Source organism: Plesiocystis pacifica SIR-1 (assembly GCF_000170895.1).
GTDB classification, from domain to species: Bacteria; Myxococcota_A; Polyangia; order Nannocystales; family Nannocystaceae; genus Plesiocystis; species Plesiocystis pacifica.
In genome coordinates this window covers 1-22,890 of record NZ_ABCS01000135.1, presented here as the reverse complement: position 1 = coordinate 22,890, position 22,890 = coordinate 1, and the positions used below count along the sequence as shown (strand labels likewise).

At 67.0% G+C, this 22,890-nt stretch carries 17 protein-coding genes and 1 pseudogene; 4 read left to right on the top strand and 14 right to left on the bottom strand.

All coding sequences use genetic code 11. The features are described from left to right. The 8 genes from PPSIR1_RS37430 to PPSIR1_RS37395 form a co-directional block, all read right to left on the bottom strand. Window positions 1-1,001, bottom strand: a 1,001-nt coding sequence (locus tag PPSIR1_RS37430) for a tetratricopeptide repeat protein (protein WP_006976491.1), incomplete at its 3' end; no start/stop codon positions are given. A gap of 393 nt (window positions 1,002-1,394) precedes the next feature. Next, on the bottom strand, window positions 1,395-2,294 hold the full coding sequence (locus PPSIR1_RS37425; RefSeq protein ID WP_198154702.1) for a tetratricopeptide repeat protein: 900 nt from the start codon (window positions 2,292-2,294) through the stop codon (window positions 1,395-1,397). A 265-nt stretch (window positions 2,295-2,559) separates the two neighbouring features. Continuing rightward, entirely contained in the window at window positions 2,560-4,662 is a 2,103-nt protein-coding gene (locus tag PPSIR1_RS37420) for a TonB family protein (protein ID WP_006976489.1), read from the bottom strand. Between the two features lie 239 nt (window positions 4,663-4,901). Then, on the bottom strand, window positions 4,902-5,174 hold the full coding sequence (locus PPSIR1_RS37415) for a hypothetical protein (RefSeq protein ID WP_006976488.1): 273 nt from the start codon (window positions 5,172-5,174) through the stop codon (window positions 4,902-4,904). Window positions 5,175-5,408: 234 nt separating this feature from the next. Further along, window positions 5,409-6,830 carry a tetratricopeptide repeat protein gene (locus PPSIR1_RS37410; protein WP_006976487.1) on the bottom strand — a complete coding sequence of 474 codons (1,422 nt, stop codon included), beginning with the start codon at window positions 6,828-6,830 and terminating at the stop codon, window positions 5,409-5,411. Window positions 6,831-6,942: 112 nt separating this feature from the next. Then, complete coding sequence (locus tag PPSIR1_RS37405) at window positions 6,943-8,403, bottom strand: tetratricopeptide repeat protein (RefSeq protein WP_045117526.1); 1,461 nt, start codon at window positions 8,401-8,403, stop codon at window positions 6,943-6,945. A gap of 26 nt (window positions 8,404-8,429) precedes the next feature. Continuing rightward, window positions 8,430-12,317 carry a tetratricopeptide repeat protein gene (locus tag PPSIR1_RS37400; RefSeq protein WP_157596393.1) on the bottom strand — a complete coding sequence of 1,296 codons (3,888 nt, stop codon included), beginning with the start codon at window positions 12,315-12,317 and terminating at the stop codon, window positions 8,430-8,432. A 100-nt stretch (window positions 12,318-12,417) separates the two neighbouring features. Further along, complete coding sequence (locus PPSIR1_RS37395; RefSeq protein WP_157596392.1) at window positions 12,418-14,205, bottom strand: tetratricopeptide repeat protein; 1,788 nt, start codon at window positions 14,203-14,205, stop codon at window positions 12,418-12,420. 766 nt (window positions 14,206-14,971) lie between these two features. Between PPSIR1_RS37395 and PPSIR1_RS37390 the strand changes: the two genes are divergently transcribed. After that, a complete protein-coding gene (locus PPSIR1_RS37390; RefSeq protein WP_157596391.1) occupies window positions 14,972-15,538 on the top strand; it encodes a hypothetical protein in 567 nt (188 codons plus the stop codon). A gap of 72 nt (window positions 15,539-15,610) precedes the next feature. Here the strand turns inward: PPSIR1_RS37390 and PPSIR1_RS37385 are convergent, their stop codons facing one another. The 6 genes and pseudogenes from PPSIR1_RS37385 to rpsP all read right to left on the bottom strand — a co-directional run bounded on the left by PPSIR1_RS37385 (window position 15,611) and on the right by rpsP (window position 19,250). Further along, window positions 15,611-15,988, bottom strand: coding sequence for a YraN family protein (locus PPSIR1_RS37385; protein WP_006976481.1), 378 nt, complete (start codon window positions 15,986-15,988; stop codon window positions 15,611-15,613). A gap of 235 nt (window positions 15,989-16,223) precedes the next feature. Further along, window positions 16,224-16,574, bottom strand: a pseudogene (gene rplS, locus PPSIR1_RS37380) (50S ribosomal protein L19); the annotation flags it as partial. After that, window positions 16,571-17,944 carry a tRNA (guanosine(37)-N1)-methyltransferase TrmD gene (trmD, locus tag PPSIR1_RS44965; protein WP_006976479.1) on the bottom strand — a complete coding sequence of 458 codons (1,374 nt, stop codon included), beginning with the start codon at window positions 17,942-17,944 and terminating at the stop codon, window positions 16,571-16,573. The pseudogene rplS and the gene trmD, both read right to left, overlap by 4 nt. Beyond that, a complete protein-coding gene (gene rimM, locus PPSIR1_RS44960) occupies window positions 17,941-18,501 on the bottom strand; it encodes a ribosome maturation factor RimM (protein ID WP_006976478.1) in 561 nt (186 codons plus the stop codon). The genes trmD and rimM overlap by 4 nt, the downstream gene beginning before the upstream one ends. A 4-nt stretch (window positions 18,502-18,505) precedes the next feature. After that, entirely contained in the window at window positions 18,506-18,754 is a 249-nt protein-coding gene (locus PPSIR1_RS37365; RefSeq protein WP_006976477.1) for a KH domain-containing protein, read from the bottom strand. A 244-nt stretch (window positions 18,755-18,998) separates the two neighbouring features. After that, entirely contained in the window at window positions 18,999-19,250 is a 252-nt protein-coding gene (gene rpsP, locus PPSIR1_RS37360) for a 30S ribosomal protein S16 (RefSeq protein ID WP_006976476.1), read from the bottom strand. Between the two features lie 248 nt (window positions 19,251-19,498). Here rpsP and PPSIR1_RS44955 point away from each other — a divergent pair, with 248 nt between their 5' ends. From PPSIR1_RS44955 to PPSIR1_RS44945, 3 genes are all read left to right on the top strand, one after another. After that, window positions 19,499-21,355 carry a multiheme c-type cytochrome gene (locus tag PPSIR1_RS44955; protein ID WP_006976475.1) on the top strand — a complete coding sequence of 619 codons (1,857 nt, stop codon included), beginning with the start codon at window positions 19,499-19,501 and terminating at the stop codon, window positions 21,353-21,355. A gap of 75 nt (window positions 21,356-21,430) precedes the next feature. Continuing rightward, window positions 21,431-22,186 carry a ribosomal protein S12 methylthiotransferase gene (locus PPSIR1_RS44950; protein WP_006976474.1) on the top strand — a complete coding sequence of 252 codons (756 nt, stop codon included), beginning with the start codon at window positions 21,431-21,433 and terminating at the stop codon, window positions 22,184-22,186. Beyond that, window positions 22,158-22,877: a radical SAM protein gene (locus PPSIR1_RS44945; RefSeq protein WP_086002025.1), complete on the top strand. Its 720-nt coding sequence runs from the start codon at window positions 22,158-22,160 to the stop codon at window positions 22,875-22,877. Before PPSIR1_RS44950 ends, PPSIR1_RS44945 begins: the two co-directional genes overlap by 29 nt. Window positions 22,878-22,890: the final 13 nt, after the last annotated feature.

Here is a 22,890-nt window from a genome sequence, read left to right as displayed (position 1 = left end):
ATCGCACGCTCGGCGAGCTCGACGACGCCCTCGGTCGCGCCGCTGCTGACCGCCGCAGTCTTGACGTTGCGGTAGGCCGCGATGTGCCCGCTAAAGGCCACGCCCTCGCCGTAGCCGAGGTCGAGGGCCTGGCGGTAGAAGTACGCGGCCATGTCCGGGTTCTGCAGCCGGACCTGCCAGATGTTGCCGAACTCGACCAGCATCGCAATGCGCGACTCGGTGTCCTCGACCAAGCTGGCGCGGCGATCTTGCAGCTGCTGGATGTGCTGCAGGTGCCCGCCGGCGGCGAGGATCGTGTCGGTCACGAAGGCGGCTTCTTGGTCGCGCGGCTCGGCGTCGAGGGCCTTGAACAGCAAGGGCAGCAGGCGCGGATCTTCCGGCGACTCTTGCTGAAGGATCCGAGCGGCGCGCATGTACATGTTGGCGACCTGGTCACCACGCAGCGCCACGTCGGCGGCCATCGGGTCCTCTCCGCCGGTGAACGCCGCCAGCTGATTGAGCACGTTCTCGAGCGCGAATTCCCAGTTCCCGCGGTCGTAGAGCGTCTCCTGGAAGCGCGCTTGATAGACGGCGTTGCTGGGGTCGGCGTTGGCCGCCGCGGCGAGGTAGTCCTTGGCCGTGTCGATCTGCTGCGAGTTGAGCAGCGCCGTGCCGTAGGCGTAGTTGAGCGAACCAGCCCTCGCGGGATCTTGGTTGGCGCGGAGCTCGAGCCCCATCAGCTTGAGCACCATCTCGAGGTGGGCCATGTCGCGATAAATTTCGCGGGCACACTCGAGCGCGATCAGGTTGGACTGATCGAGCTTGAATGCTTTTTGGTAGCACTGCATCGCGCGGGCTTTGTCGAGGAGTCGATCCTCGTTGGCGCGTGCGAGCTCGAAGAGCGCAAGGGATTGCTGCGAAGCGTCCGGGAGGCTCATCACCTCCTGCTCGACCTCGTCGATGACTGCGTTCCAGTCTTGGACTTGCTTGAGCCGCGCCTTGATCCGCTGGTTGACTTCCATTCGGCCTCTATCCTGCCAGCATCACAGTGCTTTTTCACTGGCTGGGGCGCCGATATAACATGGCCGTCCTCACCCGCTCAACGCGAGTTGGTGAAGGTTTGGAACGTCAGGAATGGCGGCGACGCTCGTCTTGGAGCGGCGCCCCTCGATGGCGAGCCGTCGCGTCGGCACAAACCAAGAGCGAGCGCCCCAGCGCGGCGACGCGGCCCGGCGTCAGCGGGCCTGTCGAAGCGGCTTGGAGCGCTCCCATCACGGGGGACTGGCGTGGTTTTCCAGCCTCCCCTCGAGTTGCTCGAGGGCTCTGGCTCGCCGAGCGAAGGCGAGCTGCTGCTCAGACCTGCCGAGCAGCCTCTGGGACAGCCCCTCGGGCCGCCCCACATTCTGGACCGGGGCTCAGATCGGACCCTGCATGCGCATGATGGTGTCCTGCGCGGCCTTCTTGATGTGCTCGGGCGACTGGCCAGCCTTGCTCAGGAACTCGTCGAGGGTCTCCTCGGCCTCCTTGCGCATGGGGATCTCGGCGTAGGCCATGCCCAGGCCGAAGAGCACGTCGGGCTTGTCGGGGTCGATGCGGCGCGCCTTCTTGTAGGCGTCGACCGCCTCCTTGGGCTTGTTGAGGTTCAAGAGCGCGCGGCCCATGCCGTTCCACATGTCGGCGTCGGTCTCGTTGACCTTGGTGCCCGTGTCGAGCACGGCCATCGCCACCGCCGAGAAGCCGTAGTCGATGTACATGTTGCCGAGGGACACGAAGCAGGGGCTGTAGGTGCCGTTGATCTTGATGCACTCGCGGTAGGCGACGTCGGCCTGCTCGGGCTCGTCGAGCTTCTCGTAGAGCACGCCGACCTGGTAGTGCGCCTTGTAGAGCGTGGGCTTGAGCTTGATGGCCTCGTCGAAGGAGGCGATGGCGTCGCGCCACTTGGTCTCCTGCTCGGCGCGGCTGGTGCCGACCTCGGCGGACTGGGCGACCTGCACCGAGCCGAGCTCGAACCAGAACTCGCCGTGGCCAGGCTCGCCCATGTTCTCGATGGCGCCGCGGAAGGCCTTCTCGGCGTCGACCCACTTTTGCTGCTTGCGGTACATCTTGCCGAGGTTCAGGTAGGCCTCGGCGTGCGTCGGGTCCGTCTTGATGGCCTCCTGCATTGCCTTCTCGGCGGCCGACATGTTGTTTTTGTTGAGCTGTTGGATGCCTTCGTTCATCCGCTTGATCGACTCGACCCGAGCCTGGCTGGTCAGGTTGCAAGCGGGAAGAAGGACGGCGGCGGCGAGGAGAGCAGCGGTCAGAGTGCGGCGCATCAGGAAGGAGACCTTTTCGGGGCGCGAAATCATACCGAGGGCCTCTCCTGGTGACAACCGCTTGAATCGATCGAATTCGATCGCCCATGGGCGCCCACGAACGCTCGCCAGGCGGGGTCGAGCGGGGACCGGTGGCATCCGAGCAGGGCCCTGGCCCCGGGCGGACGCGGAGTGAGCCTGGCTCGCAGTTCGAGCCGCGGGCTCGAACCAACACGAAAAAAGGCGAGCCGCTCGGGCTCGCCTTTTCGTGCTCGGCCTTCGCGGCTCAGCCGGGGCTGAGGTTGAAGGGGTAGGTGACGATGACGTTGCCGCCGCCGCGAGGCTTGGGGAACTTCCAGCGCTTGACCGCCTTGGCGATGCAGTTGCCGACGGACTTGTCCTTGATGGTCGACTCCTGGACCACCGCCGAGCCGACCTTGCCGGTACCGGTGATGACGAAGTTGACCGCGACGCGACCTTGGAGGTTCGGGTTCTTGGTCAGGCCCGCGTTGTAGCAAGAGCGGACCTCGTTGATGTGCGCGCGGACGATGCGACGAATGATGTCGCGGTCGAGCGCGCCCTGGACCTTGGCCTTGGCCTGGCGAACCTTGGGAACGCGCTTGCCCTTGCCGCCAAAGCCTGCGCCCGCGCCACGACCGTAGCCCGAGCCCGAGCCACCGCCGCCGCCCTTGCCGATCAGGCCGGTGTTGCCGAGGCCGATGGTGCCCTCACCGGTACCGCCACCACCGCGACCGGTGCCGACCAGGCCGAGACCACCGACGCCGTAGGCCTCGCCGACCTCGGAGCCCGTCAGGCCACCCCAGACATCCTCGTCGTCGTTACCGACCGCGAACGCGCCGCCGTAGGGCGAGGCCAGGAAGTGGCCGCCCTGCTGCTGCATGACGCCGAGAATACCGGCGTTGCGAGCCGCCATGTCGGGGTCGAAGTTGCGGGCCATCTGCGGGACCGCGTTCTTCGGGCCCTTCATGGCGTAGAGGCCGGACTTGGACTTGCTCGAGGGCTTGCCCATCTTGCCTTCCTCGCCCTTGTGGCGCTGACCCGTGCCGCCGGCCGAGTCGTCGGAGTCGGCCTGCTCCTCCGGGGGCGGCTCCTCTTCCTTGGTCTCGTCGGGCTGGTGCATGAAGCGGGCGTAGGCCGGCTCGCCGTCGCCGTCTTCCATGCTGATCGCCAGCAGGTCGTCGGGGATGGAGCGCATCAGCAGGTAGAAGGTGATGGCGATGACGGCGGTGCCGCCCACGTAGGCCCAAAAGGGCCAGTCCACGTCACCGCGGCCAGCCACGATGGCGCCGGGGTTGACCGTGTTGATGTGGAAGGTGATGTCGTCGTAGTTGACCTTGCCCTGGACGCCGCGAGGCAGGGGGAAGGTGTGGTAGGCGCCCGGGCCACCCGCGCGACCGCTGGACACCAGCTCCTGAAGGCTCAGGGTCTGGTTGTCGAGGGTCACCTCGCCGGTCATGCCGGGGGTGAAGTTGAGGGTGAACTCGCCGTTGCTGCTGCGGACGAGGGGGAAGGCGATCTTGTCGGGGAGGCCGTGGGGCGGGACGTGGAAGACCGCGCCGTGACCCTCACCGATGGTGTAGTCGATGACGCTCCGCTCACCCATGCGCATCGCGCCGGCGACGAAGGGGATCAGCCCGAGGAGCGCGAGCCCGAGGCCGAGGGCGTTGGTGCCGTAGCCGGGCTTTTGCGGCTCGGGCTTCTTGGCCTGCCGAGCCTCGCGGAGCTCTTGGCTGTAGGTCTCCCAGTCCTGGGTCACCTCCATGCCGAACAGCGCGAGACCGCTGACCAGCATCAGGCCGCCGACGGCCATGAAGATGGGAGCGGTCTTCTTGCGGTTCTTGGTCTGGCCGACGTGCGCGACGTCGAGGGCGGTGGTGCCGTACATGGCCACGACCTCGGCGACCTGGCGACCGTCCTGGACCTCGACGGAGCCGACGTCGACCTGGACGGGAGGCGCCGTGGCGGCGGCGACTCGCGGCGCCGCGGCGGCGACGGGAGCGGCAGCAGCGGCGGGAGCAGCAGCGGAGGCGACCGGGGTGGGAGCGGGCGCTGCGGCGACCGCGTCGGCGATCTCGGAGATCTCCACGCGGTAGGGGCCGAAGGTCAGCACGTCACCCTGGCCAACGACGGCGTTCTTGTCGATCGCGGCGCCGTTGAGCACGGTGCCCGTCGAGCTGCCCAGGTCGATGACGCGGACATCGCTGCCCGAGACCTCGATGACGGCGTGCATGCGAGCGACGGCGTCGTCGTCGAGGCACAGGTGGCTGCTCTTGAGCTTGCCGATCTTGATGACGTCTTGGGTGAGCGACTTCGTGTCGACGAGATCGTCGGAGCGGAAGATTTTGAGCGTGATCGTCTTGCTGGACATCGGTCCTCGGGTTGCCTGGCGGCGGGTTCGGACCCACACTCGTCTCCTCCTGGAGGAGCACCGCGCAGGGCCTAGTTGTCGGGGAAGGTGTGTACTGGCGGCCCCTGACAGTCGGGTCTCGCCGAGGTTCCGGGGTTTCGAGAATTTATTTCGAAATCAGCCCAAAAACCTTGTGAGCCCACGCACCGGTCGATAGCGCGCGCCTGTCCGGGCTCCTGCACAGGCGCGAAATCGACCGCTCAGATGTCGTTGGCCATCTTGATCAGCTCCGCGATGAAGTGCGGGCGGATCGTGATCATGCTGGCGTGCTTGCTGCGGCCGCGGGAGCTGAGGTTGGCGCCCTCGGGCGAGAGCACCTCGCCGTCGACGTCGTCGTCCTCGAAGTCGTACACGGTCACGCCACCCTGGCTGCCCGACATGGCGGCAGAGTCGGCGTCCTCGGGGGCGGCCCAGGCCGTGGCCGAGAGCAAGAGAGCGGCGGAGAAGGCGAGCATCGGTTTGATGAGCTTCATGGATGGACTCCTGGGTGAGCGCGCCGGACCCGGGGGCGTCTGGAGCACTCTCGATTTGGCATATTAGCGGTGAGAGGAATGTGTGTAAACCGTCGTCTGGTGCCCTGGTCGTGACGAAGGTTGATCTAGACGCACATTCGAGATGGTTTGGGGGGAGAGATCGCTGAAAATTCGTGGGTCGGAACACGCTGCTGAACGCGCGTGCTCCGACCGGCTGCGCTGTTGTCGCTGCGCCTAGCTCGCTTCACCCTCCGTCGCGGCCCCTGGCTGGCCGCCACTTTGAGCTTGGCGCTCCTTCTCGAGCAGCTCCTTGCGCCGCGCCTCCCGGCGCCGCCGCTCCTCTTGTTCGATGCGCCGAACTTCGTCCTCGAGGGCGCGCATCTTCTCGATGGTCTCGATGGTGTCGTCGATGATGATGATTCGGTCCTTGGCATCACCGACGGCGCTGGCGAGCTTGGGCTTGTTGCTCGCCCCGTGGATGAAGGTCTCGTAGTAGCCCTTCGACTCCTCGTAGACGCTGATCAGCTTCTTGCCCTCGGGGTCGTCCTCGATCGTGCTGATGCGGTGCTCTTGCGCCAGGATCCCGAGGTTGTACCAGGGCCGCGGATCCCCCTTGTCGACGTCGAGGGCTTGGCGGTAGGCGTCCTCGGCCTCGCCGTACTTGCGCAGGCCTCGACGCGCGACGCCGAGGGCGTTCCAGACCTCGGGATCCTTCGACGCGTCGGGGTCGTCGATGACCCGGACCAGCACCTGCTCGGCGGTGTCGTAGTCGCGGAAGCGGATCGCGATCAGGGCGACGTTGCGGTTGGCGTCGACGTGCTCGGAGTCGATGTCGAGGGCGCGCTGGAAGGCCCGCAGCGCGTACACGGGGTTCTCGTCTTGCATCCACAGCAGCCCGCGCAGGTTGTGGAGGTCCGCGCTCTTCTCCCCCTTGGCCTCGAGCACCTTCAAGCCCTGGGTCACGACGAGGCCGGCGAGGATCAGGAAGGAGGGATCCTCGAGGCGGCCGCGGTCGTAGTAGAGGCGCGCGAGGTTCTCGTAGGCCACGCGGTTGCTGGTGTCGACGGCGAGCACGTTCTCGAGCTCGTGCCGGGCGAGATCAAAGTCCGCGCGCTCGAGCTTGTCGACGTAGCGCTCGCGCAGGGCCATGGCCAGGTTGTTGCGGGCCTCGACGGCGTGGGTCCGATCGGCGTCGACGGCCTGGCGGAACAGGTCGAAGGCCCTCTCGCGCTGGCCCCGATCCCACGCGAGGGTCCCGAGGTTGTTGAGCGCCCGCGCGTCGCCGCGCTTGGCCAGCTCGAGGTAGACCGCCTCGGCCTCCTCGACCTGCCCGCAGCGCTCGAGCAGCGCGCCGACGTTGAAGCGCGCCGCGAGCAGAGAAGGATCGCGCTCGAACAGAGCCTGGTAGTCGGCCCCGAAGGCGGCGCACTCCTCCGGCGACAAACCATCCTTGGCGGCCTCGGCCAGGGCCTGGTGGATCTCGCCGAGCTCGAACTTCGCCTCATCTTCGGTCAGCGGAGGCGTCGGAGGCTCGGAGATCGGTCCCCCGCAGTTGTCCTGCTCGGGGTTGCAGACTTCGTCGGGGTGGGGGCATGCGGTCAGCGTGGTCAGGCCGAGCGCGAAGATCGAGAGTTGGAGACACCACGAAGACTTCATCGCCGTCAGCCAACGCAAGAGCGCAGCGATTGGGTCTCGGCCAAGCACGCCGAGACAAAAACAAAGAGGGCGACCGCTCGGGTCGCCCTCTTCGAGGTTGGGGAGGCTCAGCTCACTCGCCGCCCTCGGCAGCCTTGGCGGCCTCCGCCTCGGCGGCGGCGGCCTTGTCGGCCTCTTCCTCGGGGCTGGGGGCACCCGACGCGGCGGCCTTCTGCTCCATCTCGAGCAGACGCTTGCGGCGCTCCTCCTCAGCCTTCTTCTCGGCCGCGGCCAGCTCGGCGGCCTTGCGCTCGAGCTCCTCCATCACGCGGAAGGTCTGGATGGCGTCATCGATGATGATGATGCGGTCCTTGGCGTCCTGGAGCGGCTCGGCGAGCTTCTTGTTGCCCTCGGCCATCTTGATGAACTTGCCGTAGTGCTCCTTGGCGGTGTTGTAGAACTCCTCGATCTGCTTTTGATCGACGTCGTCCTGACCGATCAGGTGGTCCTGGCTGAGGACGCCCAAGTTGTACCAGGGGCGGGGGTCCTTCTTATCGACCTCCATGGCCTTGCGGTACCACTCCTCGGCCTCCTTGAACTTCTTGAGGCCGCGCTTGGCGACGCCCATGGCGATGTAGACCTCGATGTCGCGCTTGACCGCCGCGTCCTTGAGCGCGGTGTCGAAGGCCTTCTCCGCCGAGGTGTAGTCGCGGAAGCGGATGGCGATGAAGCCGATGTTGCGGTTCGCGTCGGCGTGGTTCGCGTCGATCTCGACGGCCTTCTTGAAGGCCTTGAGCGCGTCGATCTGGTTGTCGTCCTGCATGAACAGCAGGCCCTGCAGGTTGCGGATGTCCGCGCTCTGCTTGTTCTCCTTCTCGAGCACGCGGATGGCCTGGGTCACGACCAGGTTGGCGAGCACGAGGTAGGAGGGGTCCTTGAGACGACCGCGGTCGTAGTACAGACGCGCCAGGTTCTCGTAGGCGGCCTGGTTCGAGGTGTCGACGGCGAGGACGTTTTGGATCTGCTTCTCGGCAGTCTTGAAGTCCTCGGGGTCGACCTTGTCCGCGTAGCGATCGCGGTGCGCGGCGGCGAGGTTGTTGCGAGCCGCGAAGGCCTGCTTCTTGTCGGCGTCGACCGACTTCTGGAACAGCTCCAGGGCCTGCTTGGTCTTGCCGTCGTTCCAGGCCATCACGCCGAGGTTGTTCAGCGCGAGGTGGAAGTTCTTGTCGGCGAGCTCCTTGTAGACCTTGGTGGCCTTCTCGAGGTCGCCGCACTCGGCCCACAGGGCGCCGACGTTGAAGCGAGCCACGAGCATGGAGCGCTTGTTCGACTCGTAGACCTCGTCGAAGCCCTTGGCGACCTTCTCGCACTCGGCCTGGGACAGCGAGCCGTCCTCCTTGGCCTTCTCGTACTCGGCGTAGACCTCGGCGAACTGAGCCTTGGCCTCCTCGTCGGGGACCTCGGCCTCGGAGGCGTCCTTGACCTCCTTGTTGCCGTCGGGGTTGTTGGTCTCGTCGTCCTTTTTGCAGCCGACGCCGAAGCTGGCCGCGAGGACGAGGGACAGGGCGATGGGGGAAAGCTTGGTGCTGAACATGGTCAGGTCTCCTTTTTCAGCGGGGCTCACTCTTCGCCCTTGTCCTCATCGGCGCCGTCTTCGGCGCCCTCGCCGGAGTCAGCCTTGCGCTTGACCGGGTTCTTGCGCCCGCCCAGCGGATCCTCGAGCACGCCGACCTTCTCGATCTGGCTCTTGGTGTAGATGGACACACCGAACAGCTCGTTGGTCGCCGGGTACTTGTCGGCGTCGCGCTGCTGCATCTCCTCCTCGCACAGACGCGAGAACTGGTTGAAGAACTGGAACTCGGTCGAGCGCTGGATGCAGTAGGTGTAGGCGCCCAGAGCCATGTCCTGGAGGGGCTGGGCGTAGTCCGCGAGCTGGTCGCAGTAGGCCCAGACCTGGTCCTGGGTCTTGAAGTCGGACGGGACGTCCGCGCGGTAGAGCTGATCGGCGAAGTTCTGGGTCACCGAGGCACTCCGGGCGGCGGCAGCCAGGACCCAGTAGGGGCTCCCGGTTCCCTTCACGCCGGCGTACTGCTCGATGAGCTTGTCCATCAGCTTCTTCTTGTCCTCGAAGAACTTGGCGAAGGCCTTCTTCGAGGCCTCGGCCTTCTTCATCTGCTCGGCGTACTTGCGCTCCCAGCTGGGCACGCCCGAGTCCTTGCGCCAGTCCTCGACCACGAAGTCGAGGTCCTCCGGCATGGAGATGCGCAGGTACTCCTCGTACTCCTGGTCGGCCCGGTACACCATGGCCATGGCCCAGGCGTTCTTGAAGTCCTCGGCGCGCTTGATGTCGTCCTCGGGGATCTTCACCTTCGAGCCGTTGCCGACCATCTTCAAGATCTTCTTGAAGCGGGCCTGCGAGGACTCGCGGCGCTTCTTGCCGCGACGGTGCACGGTGATGACGCCCTGGGTCGCGCTGCCGCAGCGCTTGGGGGGACGGAAGCGCTTCTTCTCCGACTCCTTCTCGTCCTCCTCGGCCTTCTTTTGTTTGGCCTCCATCTTCTTGCGCTTCTCGATGGCTTCGACGCCGGAGAGCATGCGCTTGCGCTTGACGGTGATGCAGGAGTCGTAGAGCAGGGGCTCGTCGCAGGAGCGGCGCCAGTCGATCTGGGCGATCACGGCCTCGGCAACGACGGCGCGGTCGAGGCCGCCCTTCTTGCCGTAGGTCTTGAGGTACTCCTCGGCGTGCGAGCGGCGAGCGGTCGCCGAGTCGAGCAGGTCGTGGCGCGACCAGAAGATCTTCGCGGCGCGCTTGGGGTCCTTGCGCTTGTAGACCGACTCGTACTTGTCGAGGTCCTCCTTGGCCTTGCTCTCCTGGCCGAGGCCGAGGCGGAACAGGTAGGCGTTTTGGAGGGCCGTGTCGGCGCGCTTGTCCTTGGCGTACTCCTCGGCGAACTTCTCGTAGTTCTCGGCGGAGTCGCTGTAGTAGGCGACGGCCTGGTAGGACTCGGCCAGGTAGTGGAGCGTGTCCTTGGCGTGGTCGCTGTCGGGGAAGCGATCGAGCAGGGCCTTGCGGATGCCGATGGCCTGGCCGACCTGGTAGGCGGCGTCGGAGCAGTCGGCGGCGTTCCACAGCAGCGTGTCGGCGCGGTCGTGGTCCTCGAAGTTGTTGAACACCTCGATGAACTGCGCGGCGCACTTCTCGAAGCCGGCCGGGTCACCGCCCTCGCCGCCCTCGACGTAGATCTTGCCGGCGTCGCGGTAGGCCATGCCCTTCTTCCAGCCGATGCCGGCGAGCAGGGTCGGGACCGCCTCACGCACCGCCGAGTTCTCGGGGTGGTTCCAGACCTTCATGCCCTGGATCTTGGTGGCCCACTCCTCGAGCTCCTCGGAGGTCTCGATGATCTGCGCGGGGGTGTTGTTCTTGTCGAGCCACTTGATGGTCAGGAGGTCGACCAGCATGGCCGAGCACCACGCAGCGTAGATTTGTGCACCCTTCACATCGTCGAACTTGGTGATCATCTCCATCAGGAGAGGCTTCGCCTCGTCGAACTTGTTGTGCATCATCATGAGCTTCGCCCGGTGATACATGATCTTGGGCAGCTCTTTGTCGTCCTTCTTCTTCACGTACTTGGTGTAGATGTCGTACGAGCTCAACATCTGCTTTTCCTCGTCCGTGTAGTCGGTGACGGGGTAATCCGCCGTGGCGTCGACCTGTGAGTCCTTGTCCTTCGGCTTCTTCTTTTTCTTCTTGTCGCGGTAGACGCAGACGCCCTCGGAGTTGAGCTGGCAGGACTTCTTTTGCCCGCCGGTCTCGTCGTACTCGAGGTAGTTCTTCATCGCGAGCATCTGCGCGAACGCAGCGTCGGAGGTGTACTTGCCCTCCGGGTCGAGCTCGAGGGTCTTGACGAACTGGTCGTGCGCGCCCTTGAAGTACTCGAGGCCGCGCTGGCGCTCGGTCTTGTCCTTGCTGTTGTAGGCGTTGGTGGCCAGCGCCCACAGCAGCTCGGCGTAGTAGTACTGCAGCTCGTAGCCGTCCTTGTCACCGGGGAAGGTGCCCAGGAACACCTTGTAGGCGTTCTCGGCGAGCTGGTAGGTGCGCTCGAGCTTGGTCTTCTCGGCCTCGTCGTGCCAGACCGTGGCCATCTGCTTCATGGTGGCCAGGGCGTTGTCGCGGCACTTCTTCTTGACGGCCTTTTTGTAGTCGCTGTCCTTGAACTGGGTCCAGTACTTGGCCAGCGCCTCCGTCTCGTTCCACTGGACCTCCTTGTTGTCGGTGGCCAGGGTGTTGACGACGATCTTGCCCTGCCACTCGCAGAGCATGGGATCCTCGGGGAAGCGCTTTTGCAGCTCCTTGTAGATGGAGGTCGACTCGGTGTACTGACCGTCGCCGAAGTACTGGTTGGCCAGCAGCTCCATCATGCGGCGAGCGTCCTGCTCGTCCTTGCCGGGGCCGTTGCCGACCTTCTCGAAGAAGGCCCAGGCCTTGGACGGCTTGGCGGCGTGGACGTAGGCGCGGACGAGGTCGCGGCGAGCGTCGCGGCGCAGCTGCTTGCCGTTGGCCTCGGAGCCGGCGCGGCCCTCCTTGGTCGCGTTGATGGTCTCGACGAAGTAGGCCAGCGACTTGTCGTAGCGGGCGTCGAACTCACCGATGGGGTTGAGGTGGCACCAGGCCAGCTTGTAGAGCGCGTAGGCGTAGACCGGGCTGTCCTTGAACTGGGTCACGCGCTCGTACAGGCGCACCGCGTTGCCGATCTGGCCCTTGCCGAAGTAGTAGTCGGCGAAGGCCAGGTAGGCGTTGGCGATGTACGGGCTGTTGGGGTGGTCGTTGATGAGGCGCTGGTAGGCGGCCTGCATCTTCTGCTCTTCGCCCAGCTCGCCCAGCTCGAAGGCGTAGTAGTACAGCGCCTCGTCCATGCGCTTGTAGCTGGCGAACTGCGGGTTATCGACGAGCGCCTGGTAGATGCGCGCGGCGGCCTCGGACGAGGCCTTGGCGTCCCGCATGTGACGCTTTTGCTGCTCCTTGAGCTGCTTGGCGACCTTGCCCTTCCCGTTGTCCTCGGCGTCGTAGATCTTCTCGTAGAGCGAGCCGGCCTGCAGATCGAAGTAGGCCTTCTTCTCGAGGTAGTGATCCGCGAGGCGGAACAGGTAGTCGGGGTACTCGGGGTCGTTGGTCTCCGAGGTCTTGATCAAGCGCTTGAGGAACTCGATCTGCTTGTCGGCCATCTCCTGCTCGACGGCCTTGCGCTGCGAGGTGTTGAAGGCCTGACCATCCATCATGGTCACGCCACGCTCACGGCGCTTCTCCTCGGCCTTTTTCTGCTCCTGGAACTTCGTGTCGAGAAGGTCCGACTTGGCCTTGGTCTTTTTGGAGCTGCGGTTGTAGCGGACGCTGTCGTCCTTCGGCTCTTGGGCGTGGCCAACGCCCGAGGCCATGAGGATGGCGACGACGCTGCTGGCGGTGAGCAGACCGAGCGTGCGGGACCTATTGAAGCGGCTTTGCGAACTCATGTTGGACCTTCTCCGTTGGAGGCAGGGACGCCTGGGGCGCCCCCGCCTCGAGGGGTAATAACTGTCGATTGTCGAATCGGGTTTGAGGGAAAGGCGGTGCCTATTGGGCACACACGGAAGTCACTCGGTAGTAGTAGTAACCGAGCTCATCCTGCCAATACTCGCCGTTGTAGTTGTAACGCTCTTCCTCGGGGCCGGGCTTGATCTTGACCTCTTCGCCGGCGCCCTCTTCGCCGAGCTTCTTGAGCTTCTCGACGATCTCGTACTCGACCTTGATCGCTTCCTTCTCGAGCTTCTTGATCTCGGCGATCTGGGCGTTGATGCGCTGGCGGGCCTGAGCGCCGGTGCGCTCCTTGGCGATCGACAGCGACAGGTCGAGGTTCTCGAGCAGCAGGTCACCCAGACCGCTGCTCTGGAACTCGCTGCTCTGCTCCGCGAACAGGGTGTCCTGCTCGTAGACGAGGCGGTTGACGTAGTCGTAGTACTTCTCCAGGGTCTTATCCTGGAGCGACTTGCGAGCGACCATCTCGACGAAGGGCTCGAGGTCGGACTCGCCGGCGCGAATCTTCACGGTCAGCTCGAACAGGCCGTAGTCCTCGGGGGCCGAGGCGAGCAGGTCGACGAGGTCCTGCTTGGTCTGCACGTAGCGCGAGCTGAACTCCTCGATGGCGGTCTTCGCCGAGGCGTAGCGGCAGTTGAAGTAGTAGGTGACCGCCTTGAGGATCAGGCCCTCGGGGTAGAGGTAGTCGTAGAAGAAGGGCGCGTTGAGGGTGTGGATGTACCCGAGCGTCCGCTGGTAGTGGCGGTTCTCCTGCTCGGGCTCGACCTCGACGAGGCGGAACTCCGACCACGCGGCCGCGAACACGGCGTCGAGCCAGTAGGGGGACTGGATCCCGACCTTGTTGAAGTACTTCAGCGCCGTCGGGAACTTGCCGACCTGGTAGAAGATGTAGCCGAGGGCGATGTTGGCCAGCTCCTCGAAGCGCTGGTTCTGATCGGCGAAGTCGAGCTCGGCCGTCGAGATGCCCAGGCGCATCTTCTTCTTGTCGGACATGCGCGCGAGCTTCTTGGCCTCGCGGGTCTTCTTCTTGCCCTGGACCTCGCGCAGCTCGATGTTCTTGCGGAGGACGTTCTTGAAGGCCTCGACGGCCTCGGGCCCGTGCCACTCGCGGGTCTCGGCGACGCCGAGGAAGTACTGCGCGGGGATGAAGTAGTCGGACTCGCGGGGCACCTGCGAGAGCAGGGCGATGGCCTGACCGAGATCACCGACGCGGTAGTAGTAGCGGCCGAGCAGGAAGTAGAGCTCGTCGCGGACCGAGTCGAAGGCCTCGTTCTCGAGGTCCTGCGGGCGGTAGGTGCCGACCTTCTCGAGCACGCCAGCGCCCTCGGGCAGCTTGCGGCTGAGCGACGCGAGCCAGGGGAGGGTCAGCTGGTGGTAGGGGTGGCTCGGGCCGACGGCGACGATCTCGTCGAACACCGCGAGGGAGCCGGCGTAGAAGCCGAGCTGGAACAGGGACTTGCCCAGCCAAAACTGGGCACGCGCCGCGTCGCCAGCCTGACCCTCGTAGGCGACCTTGTAGAACACGAGGGAAGCGGCCTCGTAGCTCTCGGCCTTGTAGGCCTCTTCGGCCTGGTTTTGCTCGGCGCTGGGGGAGCCCTCTTCGGGCGCGCGCGGCGGACCATCTTGGCCAGGAGGCAGCGGCGGTGCACCACCACCACCACCGGGCGGCGGCGGCGGAGCACCCCCCCCGCCGGGCGGCGGCGGCGGGGCACTATCTCCACCAGGAGGGGGCGGCGGCGGCGGAGCAGCGTACGCCGTCACCGACGCGACGCCGAACGCGAGACCGAGGACGAGCGGGAGGGACTTGAGCAGGCTGAGCTTTTTCATCGCGATCGTGGGCGCGTTGGACCCATGTAAGGGCGACGGGACATTACCAGTGGCGCGTTCTCGATCGCAAGCAGTGCACGAGCACCCTGAGCCATGAATTGGGGCGCGTCCCACACCAACGCGCTGCGTCACCGTGAACCCGGGCACCACCTTTTCTTTGCGGCCTCCTGCGCGCTGCACGAGGCCTCCGCGAATGAGGCGCTGACGGGAACTCCGGGTCACGAGCGCCATCCAACGGCGATCGTCATCTGCCGATCTGCGCAGTTGGAGACATATTCCGGACAGCCATGTGAGCCAACATCCATGCTCTTGGATCGGCACCAGGAGGCCCCGCGCGCTCTGGAGCTCGAGCTGGATCGGACGGTCCACGTGAGGGACGATCGACGAGATCTGTTCAGCGCCTCACTCCATGGTGAAGAGAAGCGCGCGGCCGCGAGGCCTGTCGGCGCGGCGACGATCATCCAGCGGGCACTCAATGGCCCACGAAAGGCCGCAGGCGTCGACCCACGCCAACTCGGGCCAATCGCCGCGATCGCAGTCGTCGCAGGAGGCTCTGCCAAATGTGTATTCCAGACCCCTACGCGTATCTGACGCGATGACAAACGGCGCACTTGACCCAAGACACGCGACGTGTAGGATGCCTCAAGCAGCGCTCCCCTCGCCCGCTCGGAGTCGCTCTCCGAGCCGCCTGGCGCCGGAAATCGCCCCAGCGGGTGGTGTCCGAATCAAACGGAACGTCTGGAAGATCTCGATGCTCATCAATCGCGTGAAGTCCTCCCTCTTCGCCTCCGCGATGCTCTTCGCGGGTGCTTCGTTGCTCACTGGCTGCCCCCAGGGCGACGTCGGTGCCCCCTGCAACCACGGCAGCGTGGAGCCCCCCTCGAGCAAGCTGGTGACCTTCCCGGCGCTCTCGTGCAGTGACCTGCTGTGCGTCTACGGCGAGGAGCCCACCGTCCCCAACGGCGGCTGCTCGACCAACGACGACTGCGACAACATGGCCGGCGAGGTCGGCGTGTTCGAGTGCGCCAACAGCACGTGCCGCCTGAGCCTGGACTACGTCCTCGAGCGCTCGATGTGCTCGAAGACCTGCACCTCCGACGCGGACTGCAACAACTCCTCGCTCAACAACCGCCCCGCCGTCGACGACGAAGAGACCGCCTGCGAGTCGGGCTTCTCGTGCACCGTGCTCCAGCGCCTCGGCCAGTTCTGCTGCCAGAAGCTGTGCGTGTGCAACGACGACCTGAACTCCCTCGAGAACCTCGAGGAGCAGTGCCAGCCCGGCGGCGAGTTCTACGAGGACTGCTTGGACGACGAGATGACGGAAGCTGGCTGATCGCGCTGCTTCTCGACGAAAGGCCCAGCCTCGCGCTGGGCTTTTTTCTTGGTTGAGCTGCTCGACGTCACCTCAAAAAGCATCGCGCAGCCAGGTCGCCCGCTCTCCGACGATGGCGATCACGTCGAAGCGCACCGCGACCCGCTCCCACAGATCTTCCCGGACCAGGTAGGCGGTCGCGGCCCGGCGCACCCGCGCCTGCTTGCGCGCGTCGACGGTCTGTGCCGGGTGACCGCGACGGTCGTCGGCGCGGCTGCGGACCTCGACAAAGACGATGGTCGGCGTGCCCTCGCGGTCGCGCTCGCTGGCGACGAGATCGACCTCGGCCCCAGACAGCTCGACGTTGCGAGCGAGGATGGTCAGGCCCGCGCGCTCGAGCTGGCGCGCGGCGAGCTGCTCGGCCGCGAGCCCACGACCGCGGGTATGGGTTGAGGGTTCGTCGCTGGCCACTCGTGAACTCGTCGGCCCCGCGCGGCGCGGCTTTCAGCAAACCAAAAAAAACGAGAGAGGCTCCCGGAAGGAACCCCTCTCGAAGGCGAGGACGAGCCGGAGCTCAGCCCTGGGTTTCCTTGGCCTTCTTCGCCTTGCGCTTGGCCTTCTTCGCCTCGCGGCGGGCCTTCTTCGCCTCGGCCTTGGCGGTCTTCTCGGCCTCGAGGGCGGCGAGGGCGGACTTGTAGTCGCCGACCTTGCGCTTGATGCGAGCGGCGTTGCCCCGGAGATCGCGGAGGTAGTAGAGCTTGGCGCGACGGACCCGGCCGCGGGACACGAGCTCGATCTTGGTCACGCGCGGGGAGGCCAGCGACCACACGCGCTCGACACCGATGTTGTCGGTGACCTTGCGGACCGTGAAGGAGCCACGCAGGCCGCGGCTCTTGCGGTGGATGCAGACGCCCTGGAAGATCTGGATGCGCTCTTTGCCACCCTCGGAGATGAGCGCGTGGACGGCGATCGTGTCACCGGGGCGGAACTCGGGGATGTCCTGGCGAACGAGGTCTTGCTCGAGCGCTTGGGATGATGGGGGCTGCTCTGGGCTCATGGGCGAACTTCTCTTCGGGGTGGGACCAGCAAGGAGGGGCTTTCGGGGGCCCTCTCATTTCCCCGGGTCCTGGAAAGAAGGCCGTCCTTCAACGCCAGCCGCCCGCCGAGGGGCGCGGACGGGGCCCAGGGACGGGAGCCCGAGAACCCGGTGCTTTGCGCTTTGGGGGCTGGCGAAATTGTCGATTCAAATCCGGGGTCGATCGCAAGCCATTGGTCGCGATTGGTCCTCACGTCTTCGTCGGGCAGCGCTAGCCACGCGTCCGGACCCTGGCGCCAAGGCTGCCCGCGCGGGTCCTCGGCCGGCCCGAGCCAAAAGACCAGTGGACCTGGCGCGCAGCGGCGCTCGTGGGCCAGTACGTCCACGATCACCCGGGGTCGCAGGCGCGCCTCGGGGGACTGCGCAGGACCCACGCCGAGGATCCAGGGCGCGCTCTCGTGCCGACGACGGAGGCTCTTTCGAATTTGTTTGAGATCTCTCAACTCGGACGGGCCGGTGCCCACCGCGAGGAATTCACCGCCCATTCGAGCCGCGATCGCCTCGAGCTCGGCCCGGTCGTCCGCGCGCTCGGGGCTGGGCGCCGCCAGCAGGCGGGGGAGTTCGGGAGGCAGGGGCGGCTTGGGACGCAGCTGAGGTCGCAGGGCCCAGGTCCGCAGGCAAGCCAGGCGCCGGCGCCAGGCCTCGATCTTGCCGTGGTCGCCGGCGAGCAGCACGGGCGGCACGCCGCGATCGCGGAAGCTCGGCGGGCGCGTGTAGTGGGGGTGCTCGAGGACCTGGCCGCCGAGGAAGGGCGACGCTGGCCCAAGCTCGGACTCGGACTCGAGCTCGGGCTCGGGGGCCGCGAAGCTCTCGTGGGCGATGGAGTCGGGGTTGCCGAGCACGCCCGCGCGCAGCCGGGCGACGGCCTCGATGAGCACCGCCGCGGCGACCTCTCCCCCGTTGAGCACGAAGTCGCCGATCGACAGGCACTCGTCGACCCAGCCCTCGCGGACGCGATCGTCGATGCCCTCGTAGCGCCCGCACAGCAGGGCGATGCGCGGCTTTCGAGCCAAACGCTCGGCCGCCCGCTGGTCAAAGCGCGGACCCGAGGGCGTGAGCAGGACGCGGTGCATGGGCCCACGCTCGGCCTCCACGGACTCGAGCGCAGCGACCACGGGCTCGGGCTTGATGACCATGCCCGCGCCGCCGCCGAAGGGCGTGTCGTCGACGGTGCGGTGCTTGTCCGAGGTGAAGTCGCGGAAGTTCGTGGTGTGGACCCGGACCAGGTCGCGCTCTTGGGCCTTGGCCATCAAGCCCGCGCCGACGAAGGCCTCGATGATCTCCGGGAAGATCGTGAACACCTCGAACTCGAGCCGCGGCGCCTCGCTCATGGCTTGTCTTCCGGGAGCATGTCGTCGTGGACGTCGACGATGACGCGGTCGGCCTCGATGGCGGTGATGAACACGCCGATGGCTGGGAGCAACCACTCGCGCCCGCGCAGGCGAATGACGAGGAGATCCTGCTCGCCGTTGGAGCTGATCCCGACGATGGTCCCGAGCGCGTCGAAGCCCTGTGCCTCGGGATCGCGGCGGCGCAGCACCGGCAGGTCGACGAGGTCGTCGAGGTAGAACTCGTCCGCGTCGAGCTCGGGCAGGGCGTCGCGCTCGATGAGCACCTCGAAGCCCCGCAGCGCGTCCGCGGCCTCGCGCGCGTTCACACCAGCGAGCCACAGGCGGACCATCTCGCTGCCAGGCTTGGGCGCGACCCGGGTCACCTCGTGGCGCGCGATCGCGTCGTCGTCCTCGGCGCCCCGCGGCCGGAAGCTCAAGGCGACGCCGGGCGCGAGGGTGCTCGACTCGGCGTTGTGCAGCTTGACCCGAAGCGCTCCCCGGACGCCGTGTGCGCCGGCGACGTAGCCCAGCAAGACCAGGCGGGAGTCTGGCTCCATGGCTCTACTCGAGGATCTCGAGGTCCGCGCGCTTGCGCAGCTTGGACGAGGCCGCGTTGAGGATCGCGCGCATCGCCTTGACCGTGCGCCCCTGCTTGCCGATGACCTTGCCGAGGTCCGACTTGGCCACCCGAAGCTCCAGGACGACGGTCTGTTCCCCGGCGACCTCGGACACATCCACCTCATCGGGGTTGTCGACGAGGGCCTTGGCGATGAACTCGATGAGCTCTTTGAGCGAGACGTTGGCGGGCATGTCTGGGTGGGCTCCGAGGGGGCGAAGAAGCGAGCGGCGAGAGAGAGCCGTTTAGAGCATCCCACAGCATCGCAAGCACGGCCAGCAAGGAAGCGCTGGGCTGCGCCACGCTCCCGACCAGTCGGGCGGTCGGACGGGGAAGCGAGTGTTGGAATTAGATCGACCCGAGCTGTCGTGGACCTACCGATCCTGACAGCTCGGGCTCGATGTCGAGTTTCGAGTCGAAAAAGACGCGGCGCCCCGCTCAGGCGGCAGGCGTCTTCGCGGCCTTGCGGAGGAGACGGGTGACGACCTTGCTCGGCTCGGCGCCGACGCTGAGCCAGTAGTCGACCCGGGCGCGGTCGAGGACGATGGTGCCGTCCTCGGTCATCGGGTTGTAGGTGCCGAGCTTCTCGAGGAAGCGCCCATCGCGGGGGGCGCGGGCATCGGCGGCGACGATTCGGTAGAAGGGACGCTTTTTCGCGCCACCACGGGCAAGCCTGATCTTGACGGCCATAATCGCTCTCGGAATAGTGCTCTTCGGAAGGACTCGGAACTCGGAAAGTGCCCCCACGAGGACGGGGGGCGAAAGGGTGCGCGAGGCTAGCGGGGCGAAGGGCCCTCGTCAACTGCTCGGATCGAAGGTGGCCGCACCGCGCAATCTTCGTCTGGCGCGAGATCAGGGCCGGATCCGGCCCCACCCCCAGCTCAGCTAGCCTTTTGCCTCGTCCCGAGACCTGCCCGAGACTGCCCATGAGTGATCGCATGACCGCACGCAACGCCGCACCCAGTCGATCTCCCAACTCCAAGCTCCCGGCCACGCTCGCGGGCCTCTCCCTCGGGCTGTTCGCGCTCGTAGGCCTGGTCGCGGGCCCTGGCGGCTGCGGGACCAAGCAGGGCAAGGGCGAGAGCGGGACGCAGCACGCGGGCGCGGAAGAAGGCGCGGCGGAGGACGGCTCGGACGCTCAGCGCTCCGAGCGCGTGGAGATCGACGTGTTCGCCTTTGGCCGGCAGCTCGGCACCGTCGCGCCCTGCGGCTGCACCACCGATCCCCTCGGCGGGCTCCAGTTCGCCTTCGGCTACATCGAGGAGGAGTCCACGGCCGGCAACCGCCTCGTGCTCGAGCCCGGCTCCTTCCTGTTCCCCGACCCCGCTGGCCCCGAAGGACCGACGGACGCGGCTGCCTGGGGCCAGGCGACGCAGCGGGCCAAGCTCCTGCACGCGCGCTTTTCGAAGCTCGACGGACTGATCTCGGGCTTCGGACCCACGGACGTCGCCGCGCCCACGCCCGAGGGCGGAGGGGCCGGCGGCGTGGCCATGCTCGCCGAGCTGCCCATGCCGCGAGTGATCGCCAACGTCTCCGACGACGCGCGCCCGGCCGGCGTCGAGACGGTCCGCGCCCTGCCCGTGGGCCACGGCCTCGACGCGGCCGTGACCGCCGTGGTCGACCCCGAGCTGGCCAAGGCGGCCCGCGAGAGCTGGGCGCCGGCCTTCCCCGAGCTCAGCGAGCCCGTCGCGGCCCTGAACCAGGACGCGATCCAGGCCGAGCTGGGCAAGGCCGATCTCCAGGTCGTCCTCGTCCACGGCCCCCGCGAGCTCGCCGAGGCCGTCGCCCGGGGCGTGCCTGGGGTCGACATCGTGGTCATGGGCGGCGAGTTCCACAACGCCGAGCGCGGGCGCGTCGGCACGGCGCCGGCCCAGCTGAGCACGGAGCACGGCGAGGTCTGGCTGCTCGAGCCGGGCGACCGCGCCCAGAGCATCAGCCACCTCACCCTCTCGATCGCGCCGAGCGTGGCTGAGGGCGAGCTCCCGCCCAAGTGGACCCTCCAGCCCTCGACAAAGCAGCGCCAGGCCGAGCTCGATCGCCTCGAGACCAAGCTCGCCAAGTTCGCCGACGACCCCTCCGCGGACGCCAGCTTCATCGCCCGCCTCGAGGCCGACCGCGACGCCCTGAAGGCCCAGCTGGCCGATCCGAGCGTCCCCGAGGACGTCGCCCTCGCCGTGATCCCGGCCCAGACCAAGGTCAACTGCCGGCTGCCCGAGGACGAGGCCGCCCAGAGCGCCCTGCGCGACTACGACGGCTGGGTGGCCGAGCAAAACCAAGAGCGCTTCGCTGGGGTGAAGGCCCCGGAGGTCGCCAAGGGCCAGGCCCACTACGCCGGCATCGAGGCCTGCGGCGACTGCCACGAGGAGGCCGTCGCGCAGTGGAAGACCACGGTCCACGCCGGCGCCTACGAGACCCTGGTCGTCGCCAACAAGCAGTTCGACCTGTCCTGCGTCGGCTGCCACGTCACCGGCTTCCGCGAGCCCGGCGGCAGCGAGGTGGTCGAGAACGAGGGCCTGACCTCGGTGCAGTGCGAGCAGTGCCACGGCCCCGGCAGCCTGCACGTCGAAGATCCCACCCCAGACAACATCGTGCGCGAGGCGCCGATGACGGTCTGCCTGGCTTGCCACACCGAGGACCACTCCGACACCTTCGACTACGAGGCTTACCTGCGCGACGTGCTGGGCGAGGGTCACGGCGAACAGCGGCGGGCGGCGCTCGGCGATGGACCCACGGGTCGGGAGCTGCGCCAGGCGGGCCTCGAGGCCGCGGGCGGCGGCTGCCCAAAAAAGATGTAGCCCATCCTCCCCACAGCTCAGGCTGCGCCAAAGAGAGTTTGGCGCCTCGCTCTGCTTGGGCTACACGTCACGGCCATGACCGTGAACCTCCCCGTCGTCGGCAACGGGCCCCAGCCGAGCGAGCCCGTCAGCGGGCCCAAGAAGGTCTACTTCGTCAGCCTCGGCTGCCCGAAGAACCAGGTCGACACGGAGGTGATGCTCGGCGTCGTGCAGGCCAACGGTCACCAGCTCGTCGACGATCCGAGCGAGGCCGACACCCTCGTCGTCAACACCTGCGGGTTCATCGACGCGGCCAAGCAAGAGTCGATCGACACCATCCTCGAGCTCGCCGCGGTCAAGGCCGAGGCCGCCGGCGACGCGAGCGTCGTCGACAAGCGCCTGGTCGTCGCCGGCTGCCTGAGCCAGCGCTACCCCACCGAGCTCGCCGCCGAGATGCCCGAGGTCGACCACTTCCTCGGCAGCGCCGACATGCTCGGCATGGCCAAGGTCCTCGGGGGCGCGGCCGGGCGCATGGGCGTGAGCGAGCTGAACCGCCGGGCGTGGCTCTACGACCACTCGACCCCGCGCCAGGTCGTGGGCGTGGGCCACAGCAACTACGTCAAGATCGCCGAGGGCTGCGACCGCCCGTGCGGCTTTTGCATCATCCCCAAGCTCCGCGGCCCCCAGCGCTCGCGCCCGGTCTTCGACATCGTCCAGGAGGTCCACGGCTCGTCGAGCAAGGCACCCGCGAGGTCTGCCTCGTCGCCCAGGACTGACCACTACGGCACCGACTTCCCCGGCCGCGGCATGACCCCCCGCCAAGCTGGAGGGGCTGCTCGACGCCCTCGGTGAAATCGAAGGCCTGCGCTGGATCCGGCTGCACTACGCCTACCCGACCGCCGTCACCGACGGCCTGATCGAGCGCGTCGCCAACCATCCCAAGGTGGCCACCTACCTCGACGTGCCGATCCAACACGTCGACACCAACGTGCTCAAGAAGATGCGCCGCGGCTACACCGAGAAGGTCGTCCGCGACCTCGTCGAGCGCCTGCGCAAGCGAGACGCCCACGTCTGGCTGCGCACGACCATGCTCGTCGGCCACCCCGGCGAGGACGAGGCCGCCTACCAGCGCCTCTACGACTTCATCGCCGAGGGCCAGATCGACCACCTCGGCGTGTTCCCGTGGTCCAAGGAAGAGGGCACGACCTCGGCCATGCACCCCCAGCGCGTCTCCCCCGAGCTCGCCGACGAGCGCGCCGCCGCGATCATGGAGCTGCAGGCCGGCATCCGAGCCCGCAAGTTCGCCGCCCTGCGCGGCGAGGTCATGGAGCTCATGGTCGACGGCGTGTCCGACGAGAGCGAGTTCCTCCTCGACGCCCGCCACGAGGGCCAGGCCCCAGAGATCGACGGCAAGGTCATCCTCTGCGACGGCACCGCCGACGCCGGCGCCTTCGTCCAGGCCCGGATCATGCGCGCCACGGAGCACGACCTGATCGCCTCCATGGACCTCGACCGCGACCCCGCCGAGTTCGACGACGACTGATGTCCCGCAGCAG